23 protein-coding genes are annotated in these 25,034 nt (G+C 63.6%); 13 read left to right on the top strand and 10 right to left on the bottom strand.

All coding sequences use genetic code 11. The annotated features are described in order from the left end of the window. The first annotated feature begins 109 nt into the window (after nt 1-109). From HLH25_RS08260 to HLH25_RS08230, 7 genes are all read left to right on the top strand, one after another. The gene (locus tag HLH25_RS08260) at nt 110-970 is read left to right on the top strand and encodes a serine hydrolase (protein ID WP_310889076.1); all 861 of its coding nucleotides are present in this window, start codon (nt 110-112) and stop codon (nt 968-970) included. A gap of 119 nt (nt 971-1,089) precedes the next feature. After that, a complete protein-coding gene (locus tag HLH25_RS08255; protein ID WP_182973603.1) occupies nt 1,090-1,953 on the top strand; it encodes a D-amino-acid transaminase in 864 nt (287 codons plus the stop codon). A 14-nt stretch (nt 1,954-1,967) separates the two neighbouring features. Beyond that, complete coding sequence (locus HLH25_RS08250; RefSeq protein ID WP_182973602.1) at nt 1,968-2,798, top strand: substrate-binding periplasmic protein; 831 nt, start codon at nt 1,968-1,970, stop codon at nt 2,796-2,798. After that, nucleotides 2,789-3,877 carry an amino acid ABC transporter permease gene (locus HLH25_RS08245; RefSeq protein ID WP_182973601.1) on the top strand — a complete coding sequence of 363 codons (1,089 nt, stop codon included), beginning with the start codon at nt 2,789-2,791 and terminating at the stop codon, nt 3,875-3,877. Before HLH25_RS08250 ends, HLH25_RS08245 begins: the two co-directional genes overlap by 10 nt. After that, entirely contained in the window at nt 3,874-4,620 is a 747-nt protein-coding gene (locus HLH25_RS08240; protein WP_220791731.1) for an amino acid ABC transporter ATP-binding protein, read from the top strand. The genes HLH25_RS08245 and HLH25_RS08240 overlap by 4 nt, the downstream gene beginning before the upstream one ends. Further along, nucleotides 4,617-5,666 (top strand): P1 family peptidase, encoded by a 1,050-nt coding sequence (locus tag HLH25_RS08235; protein WP_310889074.1) that lies wholly within the window; start codon nt 4,617-4,619, stop codon nt 5,664-5,666. Before HLH25_RS08240 ends, HLH25_RS08235 begins: the two co-directional genes overlap by 4 nt. Continuing rightward, nucleotides 5,663-6,463, top strand: a complete 801-nt coding sequence (locus tag HLH25_RS08230) for a M55 family metallopeptidase (RefSeq protein ID WP_182973600.1) — start codon at nt 5,663-5,665, stop codon at nt 6,461-6,463. Before HLH25_RS08235 ends, HLH25_RS08230 begins: the two co-directional genes overlap by 4 nt. A 14-nt stretch (nt 6,464-6,477) precedes the next feature. On the opposite strand, the gene HLH25_RS08225 is transcribed toward HLH25_RS08230, so the two are convergent. The 4 genes from HLH25_RS08225 to HLH25_RS08210 form a co-directional block, all read right to left on the bottom strand. Beyond that, entirely contained in the window at nt 6,478-6,816 is a 339-nt protein-coding gene (locus tag HLH25_RS08225; RefSeq protein WP_182973599.1) for a hypothetical protein, read from the bottom strand. A 977-nt stretch (nt 6,817-7,793) separates the two neighbouring features. Next, nucleotides 7,794-8,102 (bottom strand): type II toxin-antitoxin system RelE/ParE family toxin, encoded by a 309-nt coding sequence (locus HLH25_RS08220; RefSeq protein WP_182973598.1) that lies wholly within the window; start codon nt 8,100-8,102, stop codon nt 7,794-7,796. 3 nt (nt 8,103-8,105) lie between these two features. After that, nucleotides 8,106-8,930 carry a hypothetical protein gene (locus HLH25_RS08215; RefSeq protein WP_182973597.1) on the bottom strand — a complete coding sequence of 275 codons (825 nt, stop codon included), beginning with the start codon at nt 8,928-8,930 and terminating at the stop codon, nt 8,106-8,108. Continuing rightward, nucleotides 8,927-9,379: an antitoxin PaaA2 family protein gene (locus HLH25_RS08210; protein ID WP_182973596.1), complete on the bottom strand. Its 453-nt coding sequence runs from the start codon at nt 9,377-9,379 to the stop codon at nt 8,927-8,929. The genes HLH25_RS08215 and HLH25_RS08210 overlap by 4 nt, the downstream gene beginning before the upstream one ends. 420 nt (nt 9,380-9,799) lie before the next feature. Here HLH25_RS08210 and HLH25_RS08205 point away from each other — a divergent pair, with 420 nt between their 5' ends. Next, entirely contained in the window at nt 9,800-10,387 is a 588-nt protein-coding gene (locus tag HLH25_RS08205) for a hypothetical protein (RefSeq protein ID WP_182973595.1), read from the top strand. A gap of 779 nt (nt 10,388-11,166) precedes the next feature. After that, nucleotides 11,167-11,949 carry a hypothetical protein gene (locus tag HLH25_RS08200; protein WP_182973594.1) on the top strand — a complete coding sequence of 261 codons (783 nt, stop codon included), beginning with the start codon at nt 11,167-11,169 and terminating at the stop codon, nt 11,947-11,949. A 906-nt stretch (nt 11,950-12,855) separates the two neighbouring features. Here HLH25_RS08200 and HLH25_RS08195 read toward each other — a convergent pair. Beyond that, entirely contained in the window at nt 12,856-13,500 is a 645-nt protein-coding gene (locus HLH25_RS08195) for an SOS response-associated peptidase (protein ID WP_182973715.1), read from the bottom strand. A 139-nt stretch (nt 13,501-13,639) separates the two neighbouring features. Between HLH25_RS08195 and HLH25_RS08190 the strand changes: the two genes are divergently transcribed. From HLH25_RS08190 to HLH25_RS08175, 4 genes are read left to right on the top strand one after another with little or no spacing between them, the layout of a single operon-like run. Further along, nucleotides 13,640-14,440: an ImuA family protein gene (locus HLH25_RS08190; protein WP_182973593.1), complete on the top strand. Its 801-nt coding sequence runs from the start codon at nt 13,640-13,642 to the stop codon at nt 14,438-14,440. Then, complete coding sequence (locus HLH25_RS08185) at nt 14,331-15,863, top strand: Y-family DNA polymerase (RefSeq protein ID WP_182973592.1); 1,533 nt, start codon at nt 14,331-14,333, stop codon at nt 15,861-15,863. The genes HLH25_RS08190 and HLH25_RS08185 overlap by 110 nt, the downstream gene beginning before the upstream one ends. Further along, entirely contained in the window at nt 15,863-16,111 is a 249-nt protein-coding gene (locus HLH25_RS08180) for a hypothetical protein (protein WP_182973591.1), read from the top strand. Before HLH25_RS08185 ends, HLH25_RS08180 begins: the two co-directional genes overlap by 1 nt. Next, on the top strand, nt 16,083-19,277 hold the full coding sequence (locus tag HLH25_RS08175) for an error-prone DNA polymerase (protein ID WP_246401711.1): 3,195 nt from the start codon (nt 16,083-16,085) through the stop codon (nt 19,275-19,277). Before HLH25_RS08180 ends, HLH25_RS08175 begins: the two co-directional genes overlap by 29 nt. 42 nt (nt 19,278-19,319) lie before the next feature. Here the strand turns inward: HLH25_RS08175 and HLH25_RS08170 are convergent, their stop codons facing one another. The 5 genes from HLH25_RS08170 to HLH25_RS08145 form a co-directional block, all read right to left on the bottom strand. After that, nucleotides 19,320-19,586 carry a hypothetical protein gene (locus tag HLH25_RS08170; RefSeq protein ID WP_182973590.1) on the bottom strand — a complete coding sequence of 89 codons (267 nt, stop codon included), beginning with the start codon at nt 19,584-19,586 and terminating at the stop codon, nt 19,320-19,322. A gap of 48 nt (nt 19,587-19,634) precedes the next feature. Beyond that, nucleotides 19,635-20,474 (bottom strand): phage Gp37/Gp68 family protein, encoded by an 840-nt coding sequence (locus HLH25_RS08165; RefSeq protein WP_182973589.1) that lies wholly within the window; start codon nt 20,472-20,474, stop codon nt 19,635-19,637. A 134-nt stretch (nt 20,475-20,608) separates the two neighbouring features. Continuing rightward, nucleotides 20,609-21,418 (bottom strand): hypothetical protein, encoded by an 810-nt coding sequence (locus HLH25_RS08160; protein ID WP_182973588.1) that lies wholly within the window; start codon nt 21,416-21,418, stop codon nt 20,609-20,611. Between the two features lie 388 nt (nt 21,419-21,806). Then, complete coding sequence (locus HLH25_RS08150) at nt 21,807-23,582, bottom strand: ShlB/FhaC/HecB family hemolysin secretion/activation protein (protein WP_182973586.1); 1,776 nt, start codon at nt 23,580-23,582, stop codon at nt 21,807-21,809. Nucleotides 23,583-23,594: 12 nt separating this feature from the next. Beyond that, entirely contained in the window at nt 23,595-24,965 is a 1,371-nt protein-coding gene (locus tag HLH25_RS08145) for an MBG domain-containing protein (protein WP_246401774.1), read from the bottom strand. Between the last annotated feature and the right edge of the window lie 69 nt (nt 24,966-25,034).

Raw genomic sequence — 25,034 nt, 5'->3', positions numbered from 1 at the left:
CGTGAGCCTCGGAGCGCAGAAAGCGCGCGTCGGGTCGCCAGCAGCGGGCCTTTTGAAACAGGCTCCTATATTTCGGCTTCTGATGCGGAGCGGGGCCGCCTTGTGCGCTGTGGCTCTTCTGGGAGGGGCGGCCCGCGCGGAAGGGCTGACGGACTCGGTCGCGCGGATCACGGCGGGCCAGCCGGGGACGTTTGCCGTCTATGCGGCACAGTCCGGGCAGACGCCGGATGTCTGCCTACGCTGTGACGAGCCCATCAACGCCGCCAGCACGATCAAGCTGTTTGTCCTCGACGCCGCCTATGCGGCCTTTCGCGAGGGCACACTGAAGCAGGACGAGACGATAGTCGTCCATAACCGCTTTCACTCGCTGGTCGGCCCGGGCAGCTTCGCGCTCGACCAAAAGGAGGATTCATACGATCCGCTCTATGCCGAAGTCGGTAGGCCGGTCACGGTGCGCGAATTGCTGCGGGTCATGATCCAGTACAGCAGCAACCTCGCCACCAACCTGATGGTCGAGCGGCTGGGTGTGATCCAGATCCGTGGCGTGGTGGCGCAGCAGGGGCTGGACGGGATTACCTTCGGCCGTATGATCGAGGATTTCGATGCCGATGCTAAGGGCATCCGCAACCGCGTGACCGCGCGCGGGCTGGGCGGGTTTCTGCAGAAGCTGGACCGTGGTGCGATCATCGGCCCCGCCGAGAGCCGCGCGATGATCGGCATCATGCTTGGCCAGACCTTCAACGACATCATTCCGCCCGGCCTGCCCGCCGACACGCAGGTCGCCCACAAGACCGGGTGGGTCAACGGCGTACGCAACGATGCCGCGATCGTCTTCCTGCCGAACGGGACGCACTATATCCTGGTGGAACTCAGCTGCGGCCTGCCGGACGAAGCGGCGGGGATCAAGGTGTTGAATGCCATCTCCCGGACGGTTTTTTTGACCTATCACCATCGCCTCCGTGGCCGCTAGCCCCGTGGCGGCGCGTACGAAACGGAATACCCTGGTGCCAAAATGCGATTGGCTATATGGGGCGCGATCATCAAGCATCCATCGCGTGAATTCGTGAATCACCTCTGATGAAGGCGCATATGGAACGGATTGTATATTGTGAGGGCGCCTATGTGCCCGAGGAAGAGGCGCGGCTGGGGATCTTCAACCGCGGCACGCTGTTCGGCGACGCGATCTATGAGGTCACGGTGGTCCTTGACGGGCGGATGATCGATAATGGACTGCATCTCGACCGTCTCGAACGTTCGCTGACGGCACTGGGGATTCCCATGCCGCTGCCGCGTGCCGGGATCGAGGCGGTCCAGCATACGCTGATCGCGCGCAACGCGCTGACGGAAGGCACGGTCTATCTGCAGGTCAGCAGGGGCGAGGCCGACCGTGATTTTCTGTATCGTGCCGATCTGCGGCCCAGTTTTTTCGCATTCACCCAGCGCAAGGCGATCCGTGATACGCCCGCGCAGCAACAGGGGATCAGCGTAGCACTGATGGCCGATCCGCGCTGGGTGCAGCGCGACATCAAGACGACGATGCTGGTCGGCCAGGTACTGGCCAAGCGCGACGCGCGCGCTGACGGTTTCGCCGATGTCTGGTTCGTCGAGGACGGGCTGGTCACCGAAGGCGCCTCGTCGACGGCCTTCATCATTACCCACGACGGGACGATCGTCACCCGGCCCAATTCCCGCGCCATCCTGGCCGGCTGCACTCGCCAGGCGGTGCTGGGCCTTTGTGCGCGCCATGGTCTGGTGCTTGAGGAACGGGGCTTCACGCCCGACGAGGCCATTGCGGCGGCTGAGGCGTTCCAGACCGGTGCGTCCTCGCTGGTCATGCCCGTCGTGCGGATAGGGGCGGCCTCGATCGGGGACGGCGCGCCCGGCCCGATGACCCGACGGCTACAGCATTATTATCTGGAGGCGGCGCTGGGACCGGGGGCCAGCGGCTCGTGAGGGCGGCGCGGCGCATGGTCTGCCCCGTCGTGTTCGCGCTATGCGCGAGCCTCGTGCTTCGTCCCGCCGTGGCGGCCGAGGGCTATGGACAATGCAGGCTGTTCGGGCAGAAAGCGACGCGCCATATCGTGCCGGTGGTGCCGGGGCAGCTGACGGTGCTGATCAATCTGCCGGCGGTCGGGGAATTTGACGGCGACTCGCCTGACAGCATCAGGTCCGGCCGCGAATTCTGCCTGGGCGTGAACATCGCCTACCGGCTGGGGCTCGACAAGGTCGTGTTGCGCAATGCATCGTTCGACTCGCTGGTCGCCGGGCGCAACCGCGATTACGATCTGGCGCTCGCCCTACTGTCGGTGCGGCATCGCACGCATGACCTGGTCACCTTCTCGGCGCCCTATGCCTGGGACAGCTATGGCGTCGCGGTGCGGGCCGATGCGCGGATCGACGCGGCGGGGCTGCGCGGGGTCCGCGTCGGCACGCAGATCGGCACCAACGTGACCACCTGGGCGCGCGATACGCTGAAAATCCGCCGGCTTTCTGCGTTCGACGATACCGGCACCATGTTCACGGCACTAGCAGCGGGCAATGTGGATGCAATCGTCACCAGCCTGTCAGTCGTACTGGCACAGGTCGGGGCTGCGCAGGGGCGCTTCAAGGTCGTTGGCCAGTTCCACGAGGACACGCCGATCGCAGCCGTTCTGCCGCTTCATTCGCCGGAGACCCCCGTCATAAACCGGATCATCGGGGACATGCGCGCCGAGGGCACGCTGGCCACGCTGGAACAGACCTATCTGGCGCCGCTTTGGGACAGCCTCAAGCCATCGGAGATACCGGTATGGCACTGACGATGACCGAGACCGTGCGGGTGCCGCGCCCGGTCCATATCCACCGCCTGCGTTCGGCGCTTTCCGTGCTGGTCGCGCTGGCGACGTCGGGCCTGATCGCGTTTTCAATCCTGCGGATCGTGGCCTATGCTTACCGGCAGGGAAACGGGCTGGAAATTGCCGTGGTGGCGGCGCTGTTCGCCCTGCTTTCCGCCTATGTCGTGTTGCTGGGCGCGCGGGCCGTCGCCCTGTCGGCGCGAGCGGGACGGGCGGTGGAAATCCACCATGCGCGCGAACTCGGCGCGCAAGCCTCGCTGCGGTCGTGGAACGCGCTGGCCTGGTCCTGTGCCCTGCTGATCGCAACCGGCCTGGCATGGCTGCTGGTGCTGAACGATGCCGCCGTCAGCCGGACCTTCTTCGACCTCGCGCTGATCCGCAATTCGTCGGGCGAGATCCTGTCGGCCTTCACGACCAATATCGTGATCTTCGCGGTCTCGGTGGTGCTGATCCTGGTCTGGGCGCTCGTCATCGCCATCGCGCGCACGCTGCCCGGCGATGCCGGCCGGCCGCTGCGGCTGATGGCCACCGCCTATTGCGACCTGTTTCGCGGCCTGCCTTCGGTCATCACCATCTACCTGATCGGTTTCGGCCTGCCGCTGACCAACCTGCCGCTGGTCTCGGCGCTGTCGTCCAGCACCTATGCGATCATCGCGCTGACGCTGACCTATGGCGCCTATACGTCGGAAATCTATCGTGCCGGGATCGAGGGCGTGCATCACAGCCTGATCGCGGCGGCACGCTCGCTCGGCTTCAGCCATGCCATGACGCTGCGCCATGTCGTTATTCCCATCGCGCTGCGCAACATCGTGCCGCCGCTGATGAATGACTGCATCAGCCTGCAGAAGGACACGGCGCTGGTCTCGGTGATCGGCACCATCGATGCGTTCAACCAGTCGAAGATCATCGCCGCCAACAATTTCAACCTTTCCGCCGTCACGACGGTTGCTATCCTGTTCGTGGCGATCACGATTCCGCAGGCGCGGCTGGTCGACCGCCTGACGCAACGCGCGCAGCGCCGCCGCCGCGCGGGAGGTGCATGATGGCTCTTCTGGAAATCGACGACATCACCAAGCATTACGGGACGCACCAGGTGCTGTCCGGCCTCTCGCTCTCGGTGAACGAACATGAAGTCGTCTGCCTGATCGGCCCGTCGGGATGCGGAAAATCCTCGCTGCTGCGCTGCATCAACCGGCTGGAGGAAACCAGCTCGGGCGAGATCCGGGTCCATGGCGAGCGCATCACCGGCGAGGGCGTCGACTTGGACCGGCTGCGCCGCGATATCGGCATCGTCTTCCAGGCTTATAACCTGTTTCCGCACATGACGGTGCTGCGCAACACGATTCTCGCGCCCATGACCCTGCTGGGCCAGTCGTGCGCCGAGGCGACCGACCGCGCCATGGCGCTGCTGGAGCGGGTCGGCCTGGCCCACAAGGCGCACGATTACCCCGACCGCCTGTCCGGCGGCCAGCAGCAGCGCGTGGCCATCGTCCGCGCTCTGATGATGAACCCGATGCTGCTGCTGCTCGACGAGATCACCTCGGCGCTGGACCCGGAACTGGTGGCCGAGGTGCTGGACCTGGTGCGCGACCTGGCGGCGGGCGGCATGACCATGATCCTGGCCACCCACGAGATGGGTTTCGCGCGCGAAGTCTCGGACCGGGTCTGCTTCCTCTATCAGGGGCAGGTCCATGAGGAAGGCACGCCCGCCGAGATTTTCGGCGCCCCCCGGCAGGAGAAGACCCGCGCCTTCCTGCGCGACCTGGTCAAGGCCGGCCGGCTGTGAGCCTGCCCTGCCCCCGCGCGCGCGATTTCGGCCTGATTCCGCCGGGGCGGCTGCCGCCCGGCCCGCTGAACGCGCTGACCGACCTGCCGGGCGTCGCGGTCGGGCATCGCACGATTCGCCGGGACGGGATCGCGACCGGCGTGACGGCGATCCTGCCGCATGGGGGCGACCTGTTTCGCGAGAAGATCCGGGCGGGGGTGGACATCGTCAACGGGTTCGGCAAGTCGGCCGGGCTGATCCAGGTGCGCGAACTCGGCACCGTCGAGACGCCGATCCTGCTGACCAACACGTTCGGCGTCGGTTCCTGCGCCGATGCGCTGGTCCGCCGCGCCATAGCCGCGAACCCCAGCATCGGCCGCGCGACCGCGACCGTCAATCCGCTGGTCTTTGAATGCAATGACGGGGCGATCAACGATATCCAGGCCCTTGCCGTCACGGGCGCGGATGCATATGCCGCGCTGGAGGCCGCCGGGCCGGGCCCGGTGGAAGAGGGTGCCGTCGGCGCCGGGACCGGGATGACGGCGTTCGGCTTCAAGGCCGGGATCGGCACCGCCTCGCGCCTGATGACGCTCGATGGGCGCGCCTTTACGCTGGGGGCGCTGGTGCTGGCGAATTTCGGCGTGCCGGGCGACCTGGTGCTGCCCGACGGGCGGCGCCCCGGCCCTGATGGGGCGGCCGTGCCGGAACGCGGCTCGGTCATCGTGATCCTGGGCACCGACCTGCCGCTCGACGACCGCCAGCTGGCCCGCGTGGCGCGGCGGGCGGCGGCGGGGCTGGCGCGGCTGGGCGCGTTCTGGGGCCATGGCAGCGGCGATATCGCCCTGTGCTTCACCACCGCCGACCGGGTCGCGCATGATGCCGCGGCACCCTTCGCCGCCGTCACGCGGATCGCCGAACCGCTGATCGACCTGCCCTTCCGCGCCGCCGCCGAGGCCACGCAGGAGGCGGTGCTGAACGCGCTGTGCGCGGCCCCGGCGACGCCGGGCCGCGACGGGCGTCTTTTTCCATCCCTGTCCGACTGGCTGAGAGAGGACCCGATCGCATGAAAATCTTCATCAGTGCCGACATGGAAGGCACGGCCGGCATTACCGCGTGGAGCGAGACCGATCGCCTGCATGCCGATTATCCGGCCTATCGCACCCTGATGACCGATGAGGTCGTGGCCGCTTGCGCGGGGGCGCGCGCCGCCGGCGCCACCGAGATTGTGGTGAAGGACGCGCATGAAAGCGGCCGCAACCTGCTTGTGGAGCGCCTGCCCGAGGATGTGACGATAGTGCGCGGCTGGTCGGGCCATCCGGACGGCATGATGTTCGGCATCGATGACAGTTTCGACGCTGCTCTCTATACCGGCTATCACGCCCGGGCGGGGAGCGAGGGCAATCCGCTGGCCCATACCACGACGACGCGCATCGCATGTGTCACGCTCAATGGCGTGCCGGCCTCGGAATTCCTGCTGAATGCGCTCTGCGCCGCGCGCTACGGGGTGCCCTCGGCCTTTCTCAGTGGCGATCATGATATCTGTGCCGATGCCCGGGCGCTGGTTCCCGGCATCAACACGACCGAAACCATGCGCGGCCTTGGCCCCGCCACCATCTCGATGACTCCGGCTCGTGCCACCGCTGCCATCCGCGCGACGGTCGCCGAGGCCTTGTCGCGCCCGTTGGGCACATTGTTGCCTGCGCAGGATGCGCACTACGAACTGACGATCTCCTTCGCGACGTCGCATGATGCCTATCGCGTCCACTGGTATCCGGGCGCCCGGCATCATGGCATGTGTCGGGTCGCCTTTGAATCACGCGATTTTTTCGAAATCCAGCGCGCCTATTTGTTCATGACGCGGTGAGATGCCTGTCGGGATCATGAAGATAATGCAGATTTCTTCGGCCGCGATGCCCTGAAAAGCAGGATGGCGACGAGCGTCATCAGATATTGCACTCCGATGCCCGGAATGCTGAACATGACGCCATTATTCCTGCTGGTTAGCCGACGGTAGTGGGCCGTGTCATCGCCATCGGCGTGGCCGCCTGGGCCATGAATGAGGGCAAGAAGATCGCGGCCTTGACCGACGCAGGCAGGCCGCCCTGGCCGCGTCAGCCTGAGGCCCCGCCGATCCTGAGGATTGGTTTCGGTAGGCGGTGCAGGAGCAATTGATGGCGACGCCCGCTCAGCAAGCAGTTGAAGCCACAGATTGGACATTGATCCCGCCCCCGGAATGCCTTCTGGACGTCATGCCTTTTCATGTTCGGCCGCATAAAAGATGAGGAGTACGGTGGGTGACTCGAACCGATCGTGACGCGTTACGAAACGCCCGTAGGCTCCGGTGAGCCAAATGCTGTTTCCGAATAGCGACTTGCCGCGTCGCCCGCGCGTGGCGAAAATGAGGGTGGCCAACGTCGGCCACCTGCCCGGCGCAGGAAAGGGGATCCGGTTCGTTTGCGGCCGGTGTGGGCATGAGATGGGTTGGATTGCCGACCGCTGGGCCGTTGCGGAGAACAAGCGGGGACATCGTGCCCTACCTGCAATGCGACCCGTGCGTGCCGCGCGGGTGGCTGCATGGAGGATGATTGCTCCGGCTACATCGAACGGACCGGCCTCGCCTGTCATTGGGTCGAGGCAGACTTGTGCAGCCCGTGCATCGATCGGCGACCGGCAGCGGTGACGTCGAGCAATTAAGCTCCCACTCCCACCCGAGTGTCGCCGGCGATTGCGCGCGTCCTAGTGAACCTCTACCGGGGCCGTGCGCCGTGGGAACACCTGCATGGCCGTTCGATGCACGGTGCATCTGGCCAGACGGAACGTGCGCTGCGCGGCGGTGGCCCGGTCGACGGCGAATACGGTAATATGGCTCTGACAGATGCTGGCCGCGAATGCACCGCGTCCCTGACAACTTAACCCCGCTGAGACGGCCATGAGCCCCACTCACCTCGTAGATGACGCGGAGAGGATCACGCTTTGTGGGCCCGACCAGCGCACAGTCACTGTAACTGTCTGCAGGACCGCGAACGATAATCTGTCGTTCGAATATCGGCGGCAGCGCCATATCATCAGACCGGACGGCACGATATTACAGATGGTCCAGTTTGCCATGCGCAGTCCACGATGGGAGTGGTCGCCGGTCCTCTCTCTGCCATCGGACACCTAAACCTCGCCGGCGAGATCCGCTTGTCACCGCGTCACGGCATTTGCTGCGCCGCGTGTTTCACCCGCAAAACTTCCACGGTGGCGGCGCCGTCCAGCACGCGATAGAACACGATGTAATTCCGATGGGCCACCAGCTCATGCACGAAGGCGGGCAAGTCCGGCCGGCCGGTGCGGCCCATTTTCGGCTGCTGCGCAAGCGGCAAGGTCTTGCCGCGCAGCTCCTGGCCAAACGTCTCCGCCCCGGTCGGGTTATCCCGGGAGATGGAGTCGATGATGGTGTCCAGATCGACCTCAGCCATCGGACGCCATACGATGCGGAAAGGGGGCTTGGCCTTCGCCATTGATCAATCGACGTCCGTCTCGGCCTGCTTATCGACAACTGCCTGAACGGTCGCGAACAGGTCATCGGCTTTTCCGCCGTAGCTTTCGAAGTCGTCCAGCAGGGCCGCGAAGTCGTCGCGTTGGAACTGCTTTTCCTCGGCCTCGGCCTGCCGTGCGTCCTGCTCGTCCAGGTCGATAGCGTTTACGGCGTGCGCTCGATGCAGCCAGGCACCGGCGTATTCGCGTTCATCACTGCCGTTGCTGCCGTAGCCGTCTGCACGTGGGCACGCGACGAAGTTCTGAATGCCGGCGAGATCGCCCGCAAAGCTGCGGAGCAGCTCCTGGGGCGTCATCTGCACGCGCCGGCACGCCCGTACGAACTCCGGCGGCACGCGCAGTGTAACGGCCACAGTTTCATCAGGCACGAAGCGCCCGGCCTCGCCGGGGATGATGCCGACAGGCGCGCGGAATCCGTTCGGCCGTGCATCGCATCGCCAGCCGATGACGTCCAAAGCGGGTCCGTCGTCACGGGGCGTCCGCTCGTGGCTGTCCAACTCGGGCACGCGCTGCAGGCTCTGGTCGATGTAGTCGCGGAAGTAGCACGCGCCGGCCGGTATCTCGCGGCCGAAGGGCCGCGCCGGCACGATGTAGCCGAACCTCCCCACATTGCGGCGGCTGTGTTCCTGGTTCCACGGCCCGCCGCCGATCAGTTCGCGCGTGGTGCTGGCATGCTCGATGGTTAGCAGTTCATGGCCGCCTTCGGCCGGCTGCACATCGATCAGCCGGACGTTGTGCACGGTGACAGAGGCGCCGGGCCGAGCGAGCGCGGCGAAGACATCGAAGCTCATACGCGCTGGCCTCCTGCTGCCTTGTGGCGTGCAATGTGGGCATCCATCCCCGCCATGACGTCATCGTTCGGGATGCTGGGCCTGGGGTCGTCGATGGCGTCCTGAATCTCGGCGGCCAGCCATCCCGTGTAGGCAGCGGCTTGGTGCGCCTTGCGCATCGCTTCGGCCCGGCCACGGTTGCCGGCGGTTTCCTCTTTCTCGGCCGGGTTCCAGTCGCTGGCGTCGAACTGGCCGATGGTGATGCCCACGTCGCGCAGGACGTTCAAGGCGGCAACGGGATTGCCGAACCGGCGCGGCTCGTTGCTGCGGGCCTTCGCCAGCAAGGCGGTGGCCCCGCTGCGCGTGGCAATCTGCACGAGGAACGCCCCGCCCCGCCCTTTCAGGGTCACGCCGTCCACTCCGCCGGAATCGCTTGCGGCGCGAAGCTGCTCAAGCGTCATGGTCTGCATGACTGACTCCTTATAGGGAGGTGATAACATCTTGGTTTAATGTGCATGGAATCTATAAAACATGCAAACGCAATCTATGAAATCCGTCCCCTTGTCATTTGAAGCATGCACGTTGTGGCCCGCATGATCGCCCTGAACTTTGCCGCCTGGACCACAAATCAGGCCGGGAAGAACATCGCACTGACCGATGCCCTCGGCGCCGCTCGGTACAGGGGCCAAGGGCGGCAATTTTGCGACTGCACGGATGATCGTTGAGGACGCAAGTGAAATGGCGATTGCGGCGCTTCCCGTCGCTGCGCCGGTCTGGCACCCGAACCCCAAGGAAGATCCTCGCTTTTTCAATGAACCTTATTTCGATCTTGACCGCGAGGCTTTCGATCGACTTACGATGCGTCCGATCAGATTGTCATGGTAGGGCGCATGGCTGAGAGCCGCCGTCCCAAAAGGGACGCTTACCGAACCGCGCAATTTCGGGATATTGCCCGAGGGATCGTTGCGAAGGATCGCAATGACCGGCGGGAAGGTTTCTCGGTAGATACGGCCGGTGCTATCGCGAGAGCGCTGGAACGCGCGTTTCGAGAAGGCTTCATCGCCGCGCACGAAGCTGATGAAACATTTGCGTCGACTGTTCCGTCCGGATCAGGACGTGATGGTCCGATAGACTGGTTGCTGATTCCGCCCCGCCCTAGCAACGCCTTCTGGACGTGCTGCCTGTTCATTCTGGGCGAGGATGGGCAAGTAGAATCAAGCGGCTGTCTGCAACCGATCACGACGGTTCGCGGGACACCGGGCTGGCGACTGATCGTCGGAGGTTCGCGAAATCTCACGGACGAGTTCGGAGATCGCACGATCCAGCCCTTGCTCCGGCTCGGGCTGCTGCAAGTGTTGCACACATCGCCCGAGCTGCTTGGGATCAGCCCTCTCGGATATGAAACGTGGATGGATTTTCGCGCGAGGGGCGGTCGCTATCCGGAAGATTCATTGAAACCATTGCCCGATAGCCGCTGAGCAGGCGCGAGGTAGCCGCGTCGGTAGTCAACCAGCAACCCGATCGTGAAAAAGCGGCTGTGTGTCCAAATTGGCGCGCCGGGTCATGGTCAAGAGGCGGGTCTTGATTCGAGACGTCTCAAATGGGCCGCATCCAGAGGGCGCTGAAGCATCCGCCCGGCAAAGAACCGTAGAGGGCGACTTTCCGCGGCGGCAAACCAGACCGGCTGGATCCGCCCGTCAGGCAGAAGGCCGTTCTCCGCGAAGGTCCTGAACGGCGCCGGGCGCCAGGCAGCGATACGCTCGGCTTTCCTTTTAGTCCCATCAACCAAATCTGAGCCGCCTGTTTATTTGCGATCCATCATGCGAGGGTTGGTTAATTCCCGTCTGAGCCAGCCGCGCGGCACATTGACGCCCCGCCTCTGTCAGCGTGAGATTGCGACCGAAGCCGGTGACTAAACCACGTTGGCGCAACGCTTCCTCTGTTCGCCCGGTACCACCGGGCATCGCGCGACCCTCGCAATGTGCCCACGGCGGCAGGCCCCGATAAAGGTCACGCAGGACGCGGGCCATCGCCGACGACGGCGATAGGCGGGGCTCCTGAGGACGGACACCCCTGGCAATTTCGTCTATCGATTTACACATTGCTTACCCACCCAATGCTCTTTCTGGCGCTTTTGCGCCATCAATAGTTAATAAAAAATAAACGCCTGAAATGTAAATGAGAGCAGTCAAGGTGATATTATTAATAAATAAGTATCGTTCTTTTCGGGCAATTCCGCCCGTAAAAGAGGCTGACTATGTCAGAAGTACTTCGTCCATTTCTGGATGCGGTTGAAATAAACCATGGCCCCAAAATCGAAATCGGTCGGTTCTTCCTCCAGATTGCGGAGGCTGCTCGCCATCTCGGCATATCGTGGCGTATGGGACGTGATTTGACCCGGCTGGTTGAGGTCAATCGGAAGAATCTCGATACATGGGAGCCGCTTTCACCAATCTACGATCCTGCCATCTCGGATATCAATCCGGATAACATCATTTATGTGGAGGGACAGGCGGATGGAGAGCCGGTCGTAACATTGATTCTGCGCCGCTATGATTGGCCAACAAGCACACTCCGTGAAGAATGGGAGTCCGGTCGCTTCGCCTATCGCGATCCGGCCACGCAGATGAGCCCGAATGAGAAGTGGACAGCCGCTGCGCCAGTGGCAGCCGATATTGCAGGACGGGTCGTGTTTGCCGGCGGTCTGTGGTGCCATCCTTACTATCGCCGCAAGCGGCTTCCGGTTCTGACCATCGGTATGATGAGAAGCATTTCGCTCGCGATGTGGGGACCGGATTTCACCATCGGCATGGTGGAGCAAGGTGCGTTGACCCGCGTGCTCTTACCCCTCTACGGCCATCCCGTCGTCCAGCCGGGGATGCGTATCGTCAGTCCCTGGCGCACTTTCGACTGCAACCTCATCTGGGAGACGCCGGGAGACCTGGCGCGCTACATTCGGAGTAATTTAAAGACTCCTGACGAGCCTGAGCAGGGGCATGGAACTGACGAACGTGTCCGACATGCTGGTTCGCCAGGGTAAAAGCAGCCTCTCGTAGCGAGACCAGAATTTGGAACCATCGGGGTGCGTGACCAGTGCCTCGATGAGTTCCAGACGCGGAGACTGGTCATGAGCAACGTTAAAATAGCTCCGCGTCGTAGGCAGCAGGTATCTGCCGTCGGGAAGGTCGCGCACGTCGCGGCCAAGCAAGCTGTCGTACGGCAGCTTGCCATACTTCCCATATGTCTGTGGCCATGCCTCAATCAGGCAGCGATCCTGGCCAGGCATCCACGCTACTCCGCCGCCCCCAAACAGAGGATCTGCGGCGATCTGAGCGACATTATGGGTCCTGGCGTATCGCCGGGCCTTCTTCCACGTTTCGAAAGCCGATCTCATACTCGCCCTCTTCGGATCCCGCAGCCGGTCCAGCGACAGGCGTATGATAGCGGGTGACGCAGAAGGCATGTCTTCGTCAGGAGTGGCTTCCTGGAGGGTGCGCAGGCGGGCAACGGCGTCATTGAGGTTATGAAGAACCTCCAACGGCATGAAAGATGTACCGGCACGTTCGAGAACGATGTTCGCCGGTGAATGATAGAGAAGGATCTCCAGCACTCGCTGCAGGCAAGGTTTTGGAAACAAGGCAGCCCGAAAGCGAACGCGTGTATAACGCGCAAACATGCCGATGGCAGCGAACCCGAGATTCCGTATAGAATACGAAATCGGATCGAAATCGTCACCAAAGTATCCTATATATCTTAAAAATTCATTACTATTTTGGTGCCATATTCTACCATTTGGACCTATTAACGCTTCCATAATTTTCCACTTCACGGATTATGGCGGATAGCGGTAGCGTATTCGTGCTCTTCCGGGAAAACGATTCTGAACGTGGTAGGTTGCGCAGCGTCCTGGCTGGTTGGCTGCGCCCGAAAAGGCACAGTCCGCCCCTCACAAGGCGGAGCCTGCTTGCAGTGACATCAGGTGATCAGGATCGAGGGGACGCTGAAGCACAGACGCAGCCCCCCAGTCTCCTTCCAGCCAAAGTGCAATCTCATCGGCCGCCTCGAGAATGACCGGCATCGCCTTCGGATGAACGGGCGCCACGACAGCGTTGGCTTCCGTCGTCAGGAAGCCGAAGAGGTCGGCGGTAATTTCGCCTTCGCGCACTTTCCGAACAGAGGTCCAGGACGTCCACAGGCCGGCAAAGAACCGTAGGGGGCGACTTTCCGCGGCAGCAAACCAGACCGGCTGGATCCGCCCGTCAGGCAGAAGGCCGTTCTCCGCGAAGGCCGTGAACGGCACCAGGCAGCGATGCGCCGGGCCAAGCCAGCGGCGCCAGTGAGGTGATTCCGTGTTCCTGATATTGGTGACGCCCCGATCGACCTTGTGACCCTTCAGCGCGAAGGCCGGAGAGGGCATGCCCCAGCGGGCCATTACCAGTTCCCGGCCGTTCGGACCGTTCCGTACGATCGGTGCGGCGTAATCGGGATAGATGGATGGCATCGCCGGCAGGTTGCCAGTGCGATCGGTCATCGCGGCTGCGGCAGCCCGGATCGCCGATGACGCGCTTTCCATGGCGTAAAGGTTGCACATCGTCCCATCTCTCCCGACTGCGGCCCTGGACGAGCAGAGCGTACTTCCGGCGTCGCCGTCCATCGAATGAATCGCTTGTGTTCCCTTTTTGTTCCTGCCTATGATCCGGCCGATCCTGAGGGAGCGGGAGCGAGCGGCGATGAACCAGCACAGAGAGACGATGGAACTGCTGCGCGAGCAGATCGCGCGGATCGAACGCCGATCCAAGATATCCGACGCAGCACGCCATCTTCGCACCGGCCTGGCCGACGTCGATCGGCACCTCGGAGGCGGCCTGCCATGTGGCGTCGTGCATGAGTTCTACGGCGCCGGCAGCGACCTGCGTGTGGCGGCCAAGCCATCCCGCTTCATTGCCTCGATCCTGGCGGATAGCGAGGGACAGATCGTCTGGATCTCCGGACGCTACCTGGATCTGCATCTGGCCGGCATCCGGGCGGCCGGACTGGACGCCGGGAGGGTGATCTGCATCGAGACCAGGCCCGAAAACGTGCCCGGCCTGTGTGAGGATATTCTGCGCGAACGGGCAGTGGCGGCCGTGGTGGCAGATATGGACGCGCCTCTCTCGTTGACGGCCTCTCGGCGGCTGCAGCTCGCATCAGAGGCAGGCGATACGACCGGCTTTCTGCTGCACCGCGAGTCTGCGCCGTCCGATACAGGCCGGCTGCCGCCAAGTGCCTGCCAGACCCGCTGGAGGGTCCGTGGAGAGCCGTGCGTTCTGCCGTTCTCTGCTTCGCTTTCTCTTCCTGCCCTTGGTCCCGAGCGCTGGACGATCGAACTGCTGCGTCAGCGCGGCGGCCGTTCCGCGTCCTGGTCCTGTGAGATTCCGCCTTATGTCACGCCGCATCATCTCCCTCTGGCTCCCGTACTGGCACACGGATCTATGGCGCCGGCGCAATCAGGACCAGCCGGCAGAGTCGGGACTGGCGCTGCATACGCATGATGGACGCCGGCATGTCGTGGCCGCGGCGGACCGCGTCGCGCGGGCGGCGGGGATCGTGCCCGGGATGGCGTTGACGCATGCTCGGGCGCTGGTTCCGGACCTGTCTGCGCCCCTGCTCGATGCAGACGCCGATGGGGATGCTCTTGAGCGCCTTGCCGAATGGTGCCTGTGGCTGTCGCCCCTGGTTGCGATCGATGCGCCCGATGGGATCTGGATCGACAGTACGGGATGCGATCACCTGCAGGGCGGCGAAGCCCCGATGCTCAATACGCTGGCCGGTCGTCTGGCGTCGCTGGGGCTGACCTGTCGCCTCGCCCTCGCCGAGACGCCGGGCGCAGCGCATGCGCTTGCCCGCTACGGGCGGAATGACCGCATCATCCTGTCGGCCGGCGGCCAGGGCGCCGCATTGGCCGCACTGCCGGTCGGAGGCCTGCGCCTGGCCGGCCAGACGGAGGAGGGCCTGCAACGGCTCGGCCTGCGGACGATCGGCGCTCTCCAGGCCGCCCCGAGAGCGCCCCTGACGCGGCGCTTTGGTGCCGACGTCATGCGGCGTCTGGACCAGGCGATGGGCACCGTCTTCGAGCCGATCCAGCCGCTGCGGCCAAGGGATGCGATTGCGCCTCGGCGCAGTTTCGTCGAGCCGATCGGGACGGCCGAGGCGATCGCCACGGTGATCGACGTCCTGGTCGACGATGCCGCGCAGGAGCTGGTGCGGAGGGGCATGGGGGCCCGGCTGATCGATCTGGTATGCGACCGCGTGGACGCCTCGGTGCAGGTCTGCCGGGTCGGCCTGGCCGCGCCGGCCTATGAAGCGGCGCATATTGCCCGGCTGCTGCGGGAGCAAATCGAGACGATCGAGCCGGGATTCGGCATTGAGGCAATGCAGCTCGTCGTTGTCCGGATCGAGCCGATCCCGGCCGACGGTCGCATGCGAGGGCTGTTGGCTGCGGAACACGGGGCGGCGGATCTTGGCTGCCTGATCGATCGGCTGCGGAATCGCGAGGGTATAGAGCAGATCTATCGCCTCGCTGAGGCCGGCTCACATCTCCCCGAGCGCACGCAGGTTCGGGTGGCGCTGCCCGACGCGAGCGGGCGGAAGAGGATTCCGATCGCATGGCAATGGAGCGCCCAGCGCCCTGCCCGGCTGTTCTCTCCACCCGAACCGATCCTGGTGCTGAGCACGTTGCCGGCCGACCCGCCACGCCTGTTCGTGTGGCGCGGCGGTCGCCATCGGGTGCGGGCGGCCGATGGCCCGGAGCGGATCCACGGCGAATGGTGGCACGACGCCGACGAATATGGCGCGGTCCGCGATTACTGGGTCGTCGAGGACGATGAGGGAGGCCGTTTCTGGCTGTTCCGCCACGGGGACGGGGTCCATGAATGGTCGGGCGACCTCTCTTGGTTCGTCCATGGGGTGCTTTAATGGGGGAAGAGCTGAAGCCGGCGGATCCGGCCGAGATCGCGGACGCCCTGAGCGACGCGCTGCGCTATGACGGCCGACGGCGTGTCCATGACGCCGACGAGCTGATGGCCCGCATCGTCGCGGAGCGCCTGGTCGAACATCTGCGCCGCTGCGGCTTCCGACTGGTGCGATGCGGCGCCGGCGCAGCGCTACCTGATACCAGCCGGCATCGGCATCCGAATGCCGACCGCCAGCCCGACGATGCCTGACAGCGCCGCCCCCTATGTCGAACTGCAGGTGGCGACCAATTTCTCCTTCCTGCGGGGCGGGAGCCACCCGGACGAGTTATTCGGCCGTGCGGCCGCGCTCGGCTACGACACTCTGGGCGTGACCGACCATAATTCGGTTGCCGGGATCATCCGCGCGCATGTGGCAGCCGAGGAACATGGCGTGCGCCTGGTCCCGGGCGTAAGGCTCGACCTGACCGATGGAACCGCACTCCTCGCCTATCCGACCGACCGGGTCGCCTGGGGTCGCCTGTGCCGCCTGCTGACGCTGGGACACAAGCGGGGCGAGCGGCAGGTGTTCACCCTGACCTGGGAAGACCTGGAGGCGGGCGGCGCCGGCCTCGTCGTCATCCTGCTCCCTGATATCCCGGATGCCGAACTGACCCGCGCCCTGAGCTGCCTCGGGGACCAGGAGCGGAAAGGCGGGATCGACAGCGCCTATCTTGGGTTGACCCTGCGTCGGCGCCCCGGGGATCTGGCGCGCCTTCATGCCCTGGCGGATCTCGCCGGCGGAGCGGGCGTGCCGACCGTCGTGGTCGGCGACGTGCTCTACCACGACGCGCAGCGCCATATCCTGCAGGATGTGCTGACGGCGATCCGGGTGGGAACACCGCTCGATCAGCTCGGGGCAAACCGTGAGCCCTTCAGGGATCGGCACCTGAAATCGCCGGCCGAAATGGCGGCCCTTTACCGGGGGTTTCAACCGGCGTTCGCGGCGACGCGCACGATCGCCACGCGGTGCTGCTTCAGCGTGGCGGATCTGAAATATCAATATCCGGCCGAGAGCGACGTCGCCGGCGAGACCCCGCAGGCGACACTGACGCGCCTGGTCCGCGAAGCCTTGCCGCGCCGCTATCCTGCCGGCACGCCGAAGAGTGTCCTGGCGCAGATCAAACACGAACTGGATCTGATCGGCCGGCTGGATTACGCGCCCTATTTCCTGACCGTGAACACGATCGTTCAGTACGCACGCTCACTCGGGATCGTCTGCCAGGGGCGCGGGTCGGCCGCCAATTCCGCGGTCTGCTATGTGCTGGCCATCACCGCGATCGATCCCGTCCGCAGCGGCCTGCTGTTCGAGCGGTTCGTGTCGGCCGAGCGGAACGAGCCGCCCGACATCGATGTCGATTTCGAAAGCGACCGACGGGAGGAGGTGATCCAGTGGATCTATCGGCGTTACGGGCGGAGCCACGCCGCTCTGTGCGCGACGGTCATGCGTTACCAGCCACGCGGCGCGCTGCGCGAGGTCGGCAAGGTGCTCGGACTTGCGGACGATCTGACCGCGCAGATGGCCAAGCATCTCGGCTCCGCGCTGGACGATCCCGATCTGCTGCAGGCCCGGGCACAGGAAATCAATCTCGACCTGCGCGATCGCCGACTGGCGCTGACGTTGCATCTGGCCCGCCAGTTGATCGGCTTTCCCCGGCAGCTCGGTACGCATCCGGGCGGCTTCGTGTTGACCCGCGACAGGCTCGACGAGTTGGTGCCGGTGCAGCCGACTGCCATGGAAGACCGGCAGATCATCACCTGGGACAAGGACGATATCGACGTCCTGCGCTTCATGAAAGTCGATGTCCTTGGTTTGGGCATGCTGGGGTGCCTGCGCCGGTGTTTCGAGCTGCTCGACGACCGCTTCGGAATCAGGATGGATATCGCCACCATTCCACCCGAGGATGCCCGAACCTATGCGATGATCTCCCGGGCCGACACGCTCGGCACATTCCAGATCGAGAGCCGGGCGCAAATGTCGATGTTGCCGCGCCTGAGGCCGAAGACCTTCTATGACCTGGTCGTGCAGGTGGCGATCGTCCGGCCTGGGCCGATCCAGGGCGATATGGTTCATCCCTATCTCCGCCGGCGCGAAGGACTGGAAGACCCCGATTGCCCCTCCCCGGCCCTCGAAGCCATTCTCGGCAAGACCCTTGGCGTGCCCCTGTTTCAGGAGCAGGCGATGCAGGTCGCGATCCATTGCGCCGGCTTCACGCCCGGAGAGGCGGACCAGCTTCGTCGCTCGATGGCGACCTTCAAATTCACGGGCGGTGTTTCGGTGTTTCGCGAAAAGCTTGTGCAGGGGATGGTCGACCGGGGTTACGAGCAATCATTTGCCGAGCGCACGTTCAGCCAGCTCGAAGGGTTTGGCAGCTACGGATTCCCGGAGAGCCACGCGGCGAGCTTCGCACTGGTGGCCTATGCGTCGGCCTGGTTGAAATGCCACCACCCCGATGTGTTCTGCGCCGCGCTTCTCAATAGCCAGCCGATGGGCTTCTACGCGCCGGCGCAGATCGTTCGTGACGCCCGCGAGCATGGGGTGGAGATCCGGGCGATCGACGTCAACCGGTCGCGCTGGGATTGCACCCTCGAAGGCCGACCCGGCGCCCCACGACAGTCTGTCCGCCTGGGCTTTCGCCTGGTGAAGGGACTTTCCAACGACCATGCGGCGCAGCTCATCGCCAACCGGACCTCGCCCTACGAGAGCGTGGATGACCTCTGGCGGCGGGCCGACATCCCGGTCTCGGCGATCGAACGCCTTGCCGAGGCGGACGCGCTGCACAGCCTGGGTCTGAATCGACGCGCGGCGCTCTGGCAGATCAAGGGGTTGGCCGACAGCCCGTTGCCGCTGTTTGCCGCTGCGGACGCTCTACGCAACCGGCCGGAGCCGGAAATTGTGGAGCCGATGTTCGTCCTGCCGGATCTCTCTGAGGGGGGCGAGGTTGTCGAAGATTACCATACGACAGGGTTGAGCCTCCGCCGGCATCCGGTGGCGTTTCTACGCGAGAATTTGGCTAGCCGCGGGCTGACGCCATGTGGCGCCTTGGGCGCGCTGCGCGACGGTCGCCGTGTCTCCGTCGCCGGCATCGTGCTGATGCGGCAGCGCCCAGGCACAGCGAAAGGTGTCCTGTTCATGACGATCGAGGACGAAACGGGCACTGCTAACCTCGTCGTCTGGAAGGACCGGATGGAGGCGCAGCGGCGGATCGTCATCGGCGCCGCCATGATCGCCGTACAAGGGCTCCTTCAACGGGAAGGCGACGTCATCCACGTCGTCGCCGTGCGGTTCGAGGACCTCACGGCCGACCTCGGCAAGATCGGGCGGGAAGACGGCCCTGCTTCGGCCAGAACCCTCCAACGCGCTCGGGACTTCCGGTAGCAGGGTATCCTGCAATCGATCGCGTAGCGATCGAAAGGGCAATCACTCGTCCCGGGCCGGGACATGCCCGGCCTCGTCAAGAAACTCGGGTTCGCCGTAATCTCCGGCTTCGATATCCACCGAGATGCGCACGAGCTGCGCACCCGCGAAGCCGGTGCCACCGGCGCGAATCTTTTCGATCCTGCGTAACCCGTCACCGATAATTTTGCATTCGATGGCAGGAGCCGCCTCCAGGCGGTCAGGACCACGCTTCTGGCTCTTCCATCGATACGGCTGGAAAAGAATCTTTGTCTCGACCGAGGCTGTCACGGGGGCGGCTCCATTGTTCCCTGTATGTTCTTATCACCGCCCGGTCCCTCACGGCAACGTTGTTAGCGAACGAGGCCCAGGCACATGCTGCCAAATGCGGCCGTCCAACAGCCGGCCGGCACGCTTCTTTCCGACGCGGACGCCGCTCGCGTCGTACTCCCCCCATTGCTTGAAGAAGAATGCGGTTCCGGCCTCCTGAAACTCGTCGCGAAGCGCCCTGGCCCACGCGAGATCCATCGGGCGCGCGTGCGGGCCCGATTCACCGCCTACGATTGCCCAGTGAATCCCCCGGAGCCCCTCGAGATGGCCGAGCCGACCGAACTTCCGCAACGTGGCGTCCTGGTCGACCCATCGTGCCCAGCGGAACGTCAGTGGACCCAGCAGCGGCTCAATGCTGAGGAAGCGCAACGCCGCCGGGATTGTAGTGAGATGGCGAACATTTCGGTCGGCCTCCTCCTGATTGCAGATCGTCGTGCCCAGCCAGACATTGGGCCATGGCTCATCCTGCCAGCAAGGCGGGAGCATCCCTGAGATGTTCTGTGGCCGCTTAGTCAGGAGCAGCCAGTCCAACCCCGGGGTTGCGGCAATGAGATTCCATAGGTCGGTCCGCCAGTCAGGCGGAACCTGGTTGTCAAACACGTCCGCAAGGCTGGCAGAGAAGACGCGGGCGCGGACCCCTGAGGCCTGCGCCTCCCGGTTCCAGCGTAAGGGCAGGTTCCAGTTCTTCTCTGAGGTGCGGCGGCGTTTACCTGCCCATAGGTCTGGATGGCCAGCACGTTTCGCCCACCCTTCAGCATAGCAGTGATCGCAAGCAGCACTAATCTTCGTGCAGCCTACCCACGGATTGAAAGTGTGGTCTGTCCATTCGATCCCCGAATTCGTTCCCATTGAAATCTCTCGATCAAGAAGAGCATGTCGTATTTTCGCCGTCTCGATGCTGGCGGAGTGGCAAAGATCGGAGAGAGCAGATCGCCTCTGTGTCTCCCCGAACCCCGGCTACCGGCAGGCAGTAGCCTCGCCAGTCACCGACTGTGCAACGCCGCCTTATTCGCGACTTCCGACTGGCGCGCGCTGACGTCATTGAGGTCGTCAGCAGTCGCGTCGGCCTTCACAACCACCTTTCCCTTGGGCACTTGCGCGAGCCCGGTTGTTGCCTCCTGCGATACGTTGCCCAAACTGATCGATCCGGCCGCGGCGGCTTCTCTCGGCGCCACGGGCTTTTCGTGAATCACCTCGGCGCCCGTTGAGGGATCGGTCGTCACAGTAGCGCCCGCCCCTTCACGATCCGACGTCGGGCCCGTATCCGGCGAGGACGGTGGCGCTGGTGATGCCGCAACCTCGGCAATCGTACTCGGCGACGAAGCCGCCTGCATTACGACCGGCGCACTGTACGCTTCACGGTTCACGATACGATGGACCGCAATAGACGTGTTCGTCGGATCCTTGTCGTAGATATCGACAAGTTTGTCGTTGCTCGCGAAGCAGAAAAGGACGGTGTGAACCTGCGGTCGCGTGCCCGCTTTGCCGATCGCCCAGCCGATCTGCGCGACGCCCAATGTGGCGACACTCGTCAACACCTCTGCGGCCTTGACCGCGGCGCGGCCACCCGACGTCAGCCCGGTCGTATAGAGCCGGTAAATGTCGCAGTTGCGCCCATCCTTCTGAATAGAGCCGTCGGGTTTGCCGACGGCGCTGACGACGGTGAAGCGGTCCGTGTTCGCGCTGAACTGGCTAAGCAAAACAGGCTCAGGTGCTGGTGTGGAGCCGCCGCAACCGCTCAGGAGGAAAACCGAGCCGGCAAGAAGGAGGAGCGGATTACTCTGAAGACGCATACGAAGATTCCTTTGGATAGCCGCACGGATAGCCATGGGCCGCGATGCTGGCAGGTGAGCCTTCTGTCCTGAAGGCCGCAGAGTGAAGACATGGAGAGATTAAACGGCACCGTTTATCCATGTCAATAAACGGTGCCGTTTATGGAAGATTGACGGAACGGGCGCTGGGGCATAGCGTCCGCACATGGGACGCCCACCACTCAACTTTCGCTCCACAAATGTCCGACTTCCGAACGTTCTTCGGGAAAGGATTGAAGCGTTGGTGGGCCCAAGACGTATGGCTGAGTTCATCCGCCGCGCAATTGAAAGCGAACTTGAGCGCCAAGAGGCGCAACTCGCCGAAGATGAACAAAAGAAGAAGGCCGCCAGTCAGGGGTAACCGCATTCATTAATACCCTACGGTGATAGAAATATTACCGAACGCTCCCTTGTTTCCGTAGCCTTCATTGCGTTTGACGGTGGGCAACGAGCGTAGCCGCCATCCGATATTGAATGACAGGTTGACGTAACTGGATTCCTGAAGGTGAAGATCCAATCCAACACTCGAGAGGTCCAGCGAATTGACCTGATTGGGAATCGGGCGCACCTGGGAGACGTGGCCGTAATCAAAGAAGACCCCGATCTGCTCAAGGTCCTGATCCCGGAGAAGGTGCCAAGCCGGCGAGTGGACCTCATTCGCAACGGTCACCCCCTCGGATCCGAGGATCGTGTCCGTGAAGTATCCTCTTGTCGTATAGAGCCCGCCGAGCCCGATCTGATTTGCATACATCAGATTGGTGGTTGAGATCTGCCCCGTTGCTTGTACCGTCCACGAAAGATCACACGGAAGCCAGGTCGTCCGAGCCAGCGTCATGGTATCGTAAATATAGCGGGGGCTCGCACCAGGAACGAGAAGAGAAAAACTGTGTCGGTGGTTGCCGTCCGTGAGCCCGCCAGGACTGAATGTCGCCTGGTTCCGGAGTTGGGTCTCGCCAAAGGGATCGCGTAACGTCAGTCGGTAAGCGACTGGGAACTGAACAGTCTCAGCGTTGGTGGCGTAGACTGAAATTCCCCCGAATTCGATTGAGTTATTCGTCGTTTTATAATCAAAGCCCGCCGAGATCTGCTGCCACAATGTCGCTTTTTGGCCGAATACCTCAATCGGATGTGAGTCGTGGACATAACGAAAACTCGCCTGTCCGGAGTGGCCGTTCTCGACAAATTCGGTCCCGTTCAGAGTCTCCCGGGGGCGGTTCCAGGCATAGGATCCGAAGACATGGATCTGGTCGCCCCACGGAAGTGGCGCGGAGTAATTGATCGAATGACTATTGTAAAGCTCGCTTACTGAATGGGTAAGCTGATAGGACAAAGTGTGGCCTAAACCGAAAACATTGCCCCATGTTCCACCTACCTCCCACTCCTCCCGTCCGAGGGTTGGCAATCCTCCCGTGTCGAAGGTGCCGTACAAATTCAACGGGAACCGGTCTGTTGTCTGGAGTAATACGTTAGTTTCGCCCTTTTCTGTGCTCGGGGAGAAGACGGCATTTACTGTCCGGAACGGGTTATCGTTGAGACGCTCGATTCCGTACCGAACGTCGGAGAGCGTGAGTATCTTTCCCGATCTCAGCCCGCTCATTCGGGAAATCTGCTCGCTTGAAAACCAGTGGTTCCCGTTTACGGAAACTTTATCGAGCCGGTATTCCATTATGACGAAATGAACCACACCGCTCCCAAGAAACTGGGGCGGAATGGCAACATAGACGAAGGGGCGTCCGTGCGTCCGATACAGGTCGCTCACTTTAGAGACGATGCTATTAATATCAGCAAGTGTGAGCGGCTTATTGAGATATTTTGCGATTTCGCTCTGGAAGGAAGATCTATCGAGAAGGTCGAGGCTTGGATCGTGCCAAATACCATTGGCGCGCAGGGTTACCCCATCCTTATGCATCTTCTCCGGATTGTCCCAGAACGCTATCCCGGCCAGTCGGGAGACAACGACCTTCTTGGTGTCGGGCAGGACGTCGCTCTCCCGTGGTGGCTCTTGAATCTGATCGGGCGTCGATAGCGGCGCGGGATTTTTTGGTTTGTCGCGTTCATAGGCTTGACCAAAGGCGCGATTACTAACGAGCCCTCCAAGGCTGATAACCGCGCATGTCGCCAATAAGGCCCGATTTAGATTCGGCATAAGTTTGGTTCCTTACCGCGCGATCTGATTGCGAGCAGACACGGGTGGGGTGAGGATGTTCCCGTCATTCCGGGATGTGAGTCTGGCCGGCAGATGTGCGCGCAATGCCGTCCGGGGAAGCGCGCGCGCCGGCGCTGCAGAGCGTGCCTCTTCGGCGGGTCGACTGACCGTCGATCTGGCTTCTGGTGTCTGGACCTCGTCAGGACCCGCGCTCTCGTGTGGCCACACAACCGTCGAGCTTCCTGAAGTCTCGTGGGCGGACGAGATTCCGGAGAGGGTAGCGATCGCGCTGACGTGGTCGGCAACGAAAGCCGTATTCAACCCTTGGCTAACGATGCCAGTTAGGGAGTCGACGCCCTGAGAACGGAGATCGGCGGACAGCCCTGCCGTCGCGGACGACGGCGCCATCACAACGGACAGAGCGCCAGGGCGGTAGTTGACGTGGTAGTTGCCGAGACGATCGCCGGTCGCGGTGCTGGCGGCGATCGTATAGGTCCCAACGGTGCTCGCGGCCGTGGCGGTCGTAGTCAGGCGGACGGCGGAGACGGTGTCGCCGTTGACCAGCCCGCTGGTGCTGAAGGCCGAGCTGCCGAGGGCGGGGCTGTTGCCGTAGGTACTGGACTGGTCAAGCGCGGTGACAGTCAGCGCGGCCGGATCGATCGTCAGCGTGCCGCCCCGATAGGTCACGGCATAGTTCGACAGGCCGGTGCCGGTCGCGCCGGCAGCGGTGATCCCATAGTGGCCGACATTGCTGGTGCCAGTCGCCGGCGTGGCCAGGGTGACGGCCGAGACGGTGTCGCCGTTGACCAGCCCGCTGGTGCTGAACTGGCTGGTACCGAGATCCGGGGCCTGCCCGTAGGTGCTGGCCTGATCGAGCGCGGTGACGGTCAGCGCGGCCGGGTCGATCGTCAGCGTGCCCGGGACATAGCTGACCGTGTAGTTGCCCAGCCCGGCGCCGGTCGCGCCGCTGGCGGCGATCCCATAGGCGCCGACGCTGCTGGCGCCCGTGGCGGCCGTGGTCAGGGTGACGCCGGAGACGGTGTCGCCGTTGACCAGCCCGCTGGTGCTGAACTGGCTGGTACCGAGATCCGGTGCCTGCCCGTAAGTGCTGGACTGGTCGAGCGCGGTGACGGTCAGGGCAGCCGGATCGATCGTCAGCGTGCCACCCCGATAGGTGACGGCATAGTTCGACAGGCCGCTGCCGGTCGCCCCGCTGGCGGCGATGCCGTAGGTGCCGACGCTGCTGGCGCCCGTGGCCGCTGTGGTCAGTGCCACGGACGAGACGGTGTCACCATTCACGAGGCCTGCCGTCGAGAATTCGCGGTTCCCGAGGGCGGGCGTCTGCCCGTAGGTGCTGGCCTGATCGAGCGCGGTGACGGTCAGCGCGGCCGGGTCGATCGTCAGCGTGCCCGGGACATAGCTGACCGTGTAGTTGCCCAGCCCGGCGCCGGT

Origin of the sequence: Gluconacetobacter dulcium (assembly GCF_014174165.1) — a bacterium.
Classification (GTDB): Bacteria; Pseudomonadota; Alphaproteobacteria; order Acetobacterales; family Acetobacteraceae; genus Gluconacetobacter; species Gluconacetobacter dulcium.
The sequence above is the reverse complement of the archived record's forward strand: the minus strand, read 5'-3'. Positions and strand labels throughout refer to the sequence as shown.

Excerpts from the sequence above, each read along its gene's own strand:
- HLH25_RS08215 (WP_182973597.1), bottom strand. The coding sequence starts at position 8,930 with ATGAGCTTCGATGTCTTCGCCGCGCTCGCTCGGCCCGGCGCCTCTGTC.
- HLH25_RS08195 (WP_182973715.1), bottom strand. The coding sequence starts at position 13,500 with ATGTGCAACCTTTACGCCATGGAAAGCGCGTCATCGGCGATCCGGGCT.
- HLH25_RS08220 (WP_182973598.1), bottom strand. The coding sequence starts at position 8,102 with ATGGCGAAGGCCAAGCCCCCTTTCCGCATCGTATGGCGTCCGATGGCT.
- HLH25_RS08240 (WP_220791731.1), top strand. The coding sequence starts at position 3,874 with ATGATGGCTCTTCTGGAAATCGACGACATCACCAAGCATTACGGGACG.
- HLH25_RS08160 (WP_182973588.1), bottom strand. The coding sequence starts at position 21,418 with ATGCGTCTTCAGAGTAATCCGCTCCTCCTTCTTGCCGGCTCGGTTTTC.
- HLH25_RS08200 (WP_182973594.1), top strand. The coding sequence starts at position 11,167 with ATGTCAGAAGTACTTCGTCCATTTCTGGATGCGGTTGAAATAAACCAT.
- HLH25_RS08190 (WP_182973593.1), top strand. The coding sequence starts at position 13,640 with ATGAACCAGCACAGAGAGACGATGGAACTGCTGCGCGAGCAGATCGCG.
- HLH25_RS08185 (WP_182973592.1), top strand. The coding sequence starts at position 14,331 with ATGTCACGCCGCATCATCTCCCTCTGGCTCCCGTACTGGCACACGGAT.
- HLH25_RS08230 (WP_182973600.1), top strand. The coding sequence starts at position 5,663 with ATGAAAATCTTCATCAGTGCCGACATGGAAGGCACGGCCGGCATTACC.
- HLH25_RS08225 (WP_182973599.1), bottom strand. The coding sequence starts at position 6,816 with ATGTCCAATCTGTGGCTTCAACTGCTTGCTGAGCGGGCGTCGCCATCA.
- HLH25_RS08210 (WP_182973596.1), bottom strand. The coding sequence starts at position 9,379 with ATGCAGACCATGACGCTTGAGCAGCTTCGCGCCGCAAGCGATTCCGGC.
- HLH25_RS08150 (WP_182973586.1), bottom strand. The coding sequence starts at position 23,582 with ATGCCGAATCTAAATCGGGCCTTATTGGCGACATGCGCGGTTATCAGC.
- HLH25_RS08245 (WP_182973601.1), top strand. The coding sequence starts at position 2,789 with ATGGCACTGACGATGACCGAGACCGTGCGGGTGCCGCGCCCGGTCCAT.
- HLH25_RS08255 (WP_182973603.1), top strand. The coding sequence starts at position 1,090 with ATGGAACGGATTGTATATTGTGAGGGCGCCTATGTGCCCGAGGAAGAG.
- HLH25_RS08205 (WP_182973595.1), top strand. The coding sequence starts at position 9,800 with ATGGCTGAGAGCCGCCGTCCCAAAAGGGACGCTTACCGAACCGCGCAA.
- HLH25_RS08180 (WP_182973591.1), top strand. The coding sequence starts at position 15,863 with ATGGGGGAAGAGCTGAAGCCGGCGGATCCGGCCGAGATCGCGGACGCC.
- HLH25_RS08175 (WP_246401711.1), top strand. The coding sequence starts at position 16,083 with ATGCCGACCGCCAGCCCGACGATGCCTGACAGCGCCGCCCCCTATGTC.
- HLH25_RS08165 (WP_182973589.1), bottom strand. The coding sequence starts at position 20,474 with ATGGGAACGAATTCGGGGATCGAATGGACAGACCACACTTTCAATCCG.
- HLH25_RS08250 (WP_182973602.1), top strand. The coding sequence starts at position 1,968 with ATGGTCTGCCCCGTCGTGTTCGCGCTATGCGCGAGCCTCGTGCTTCGT.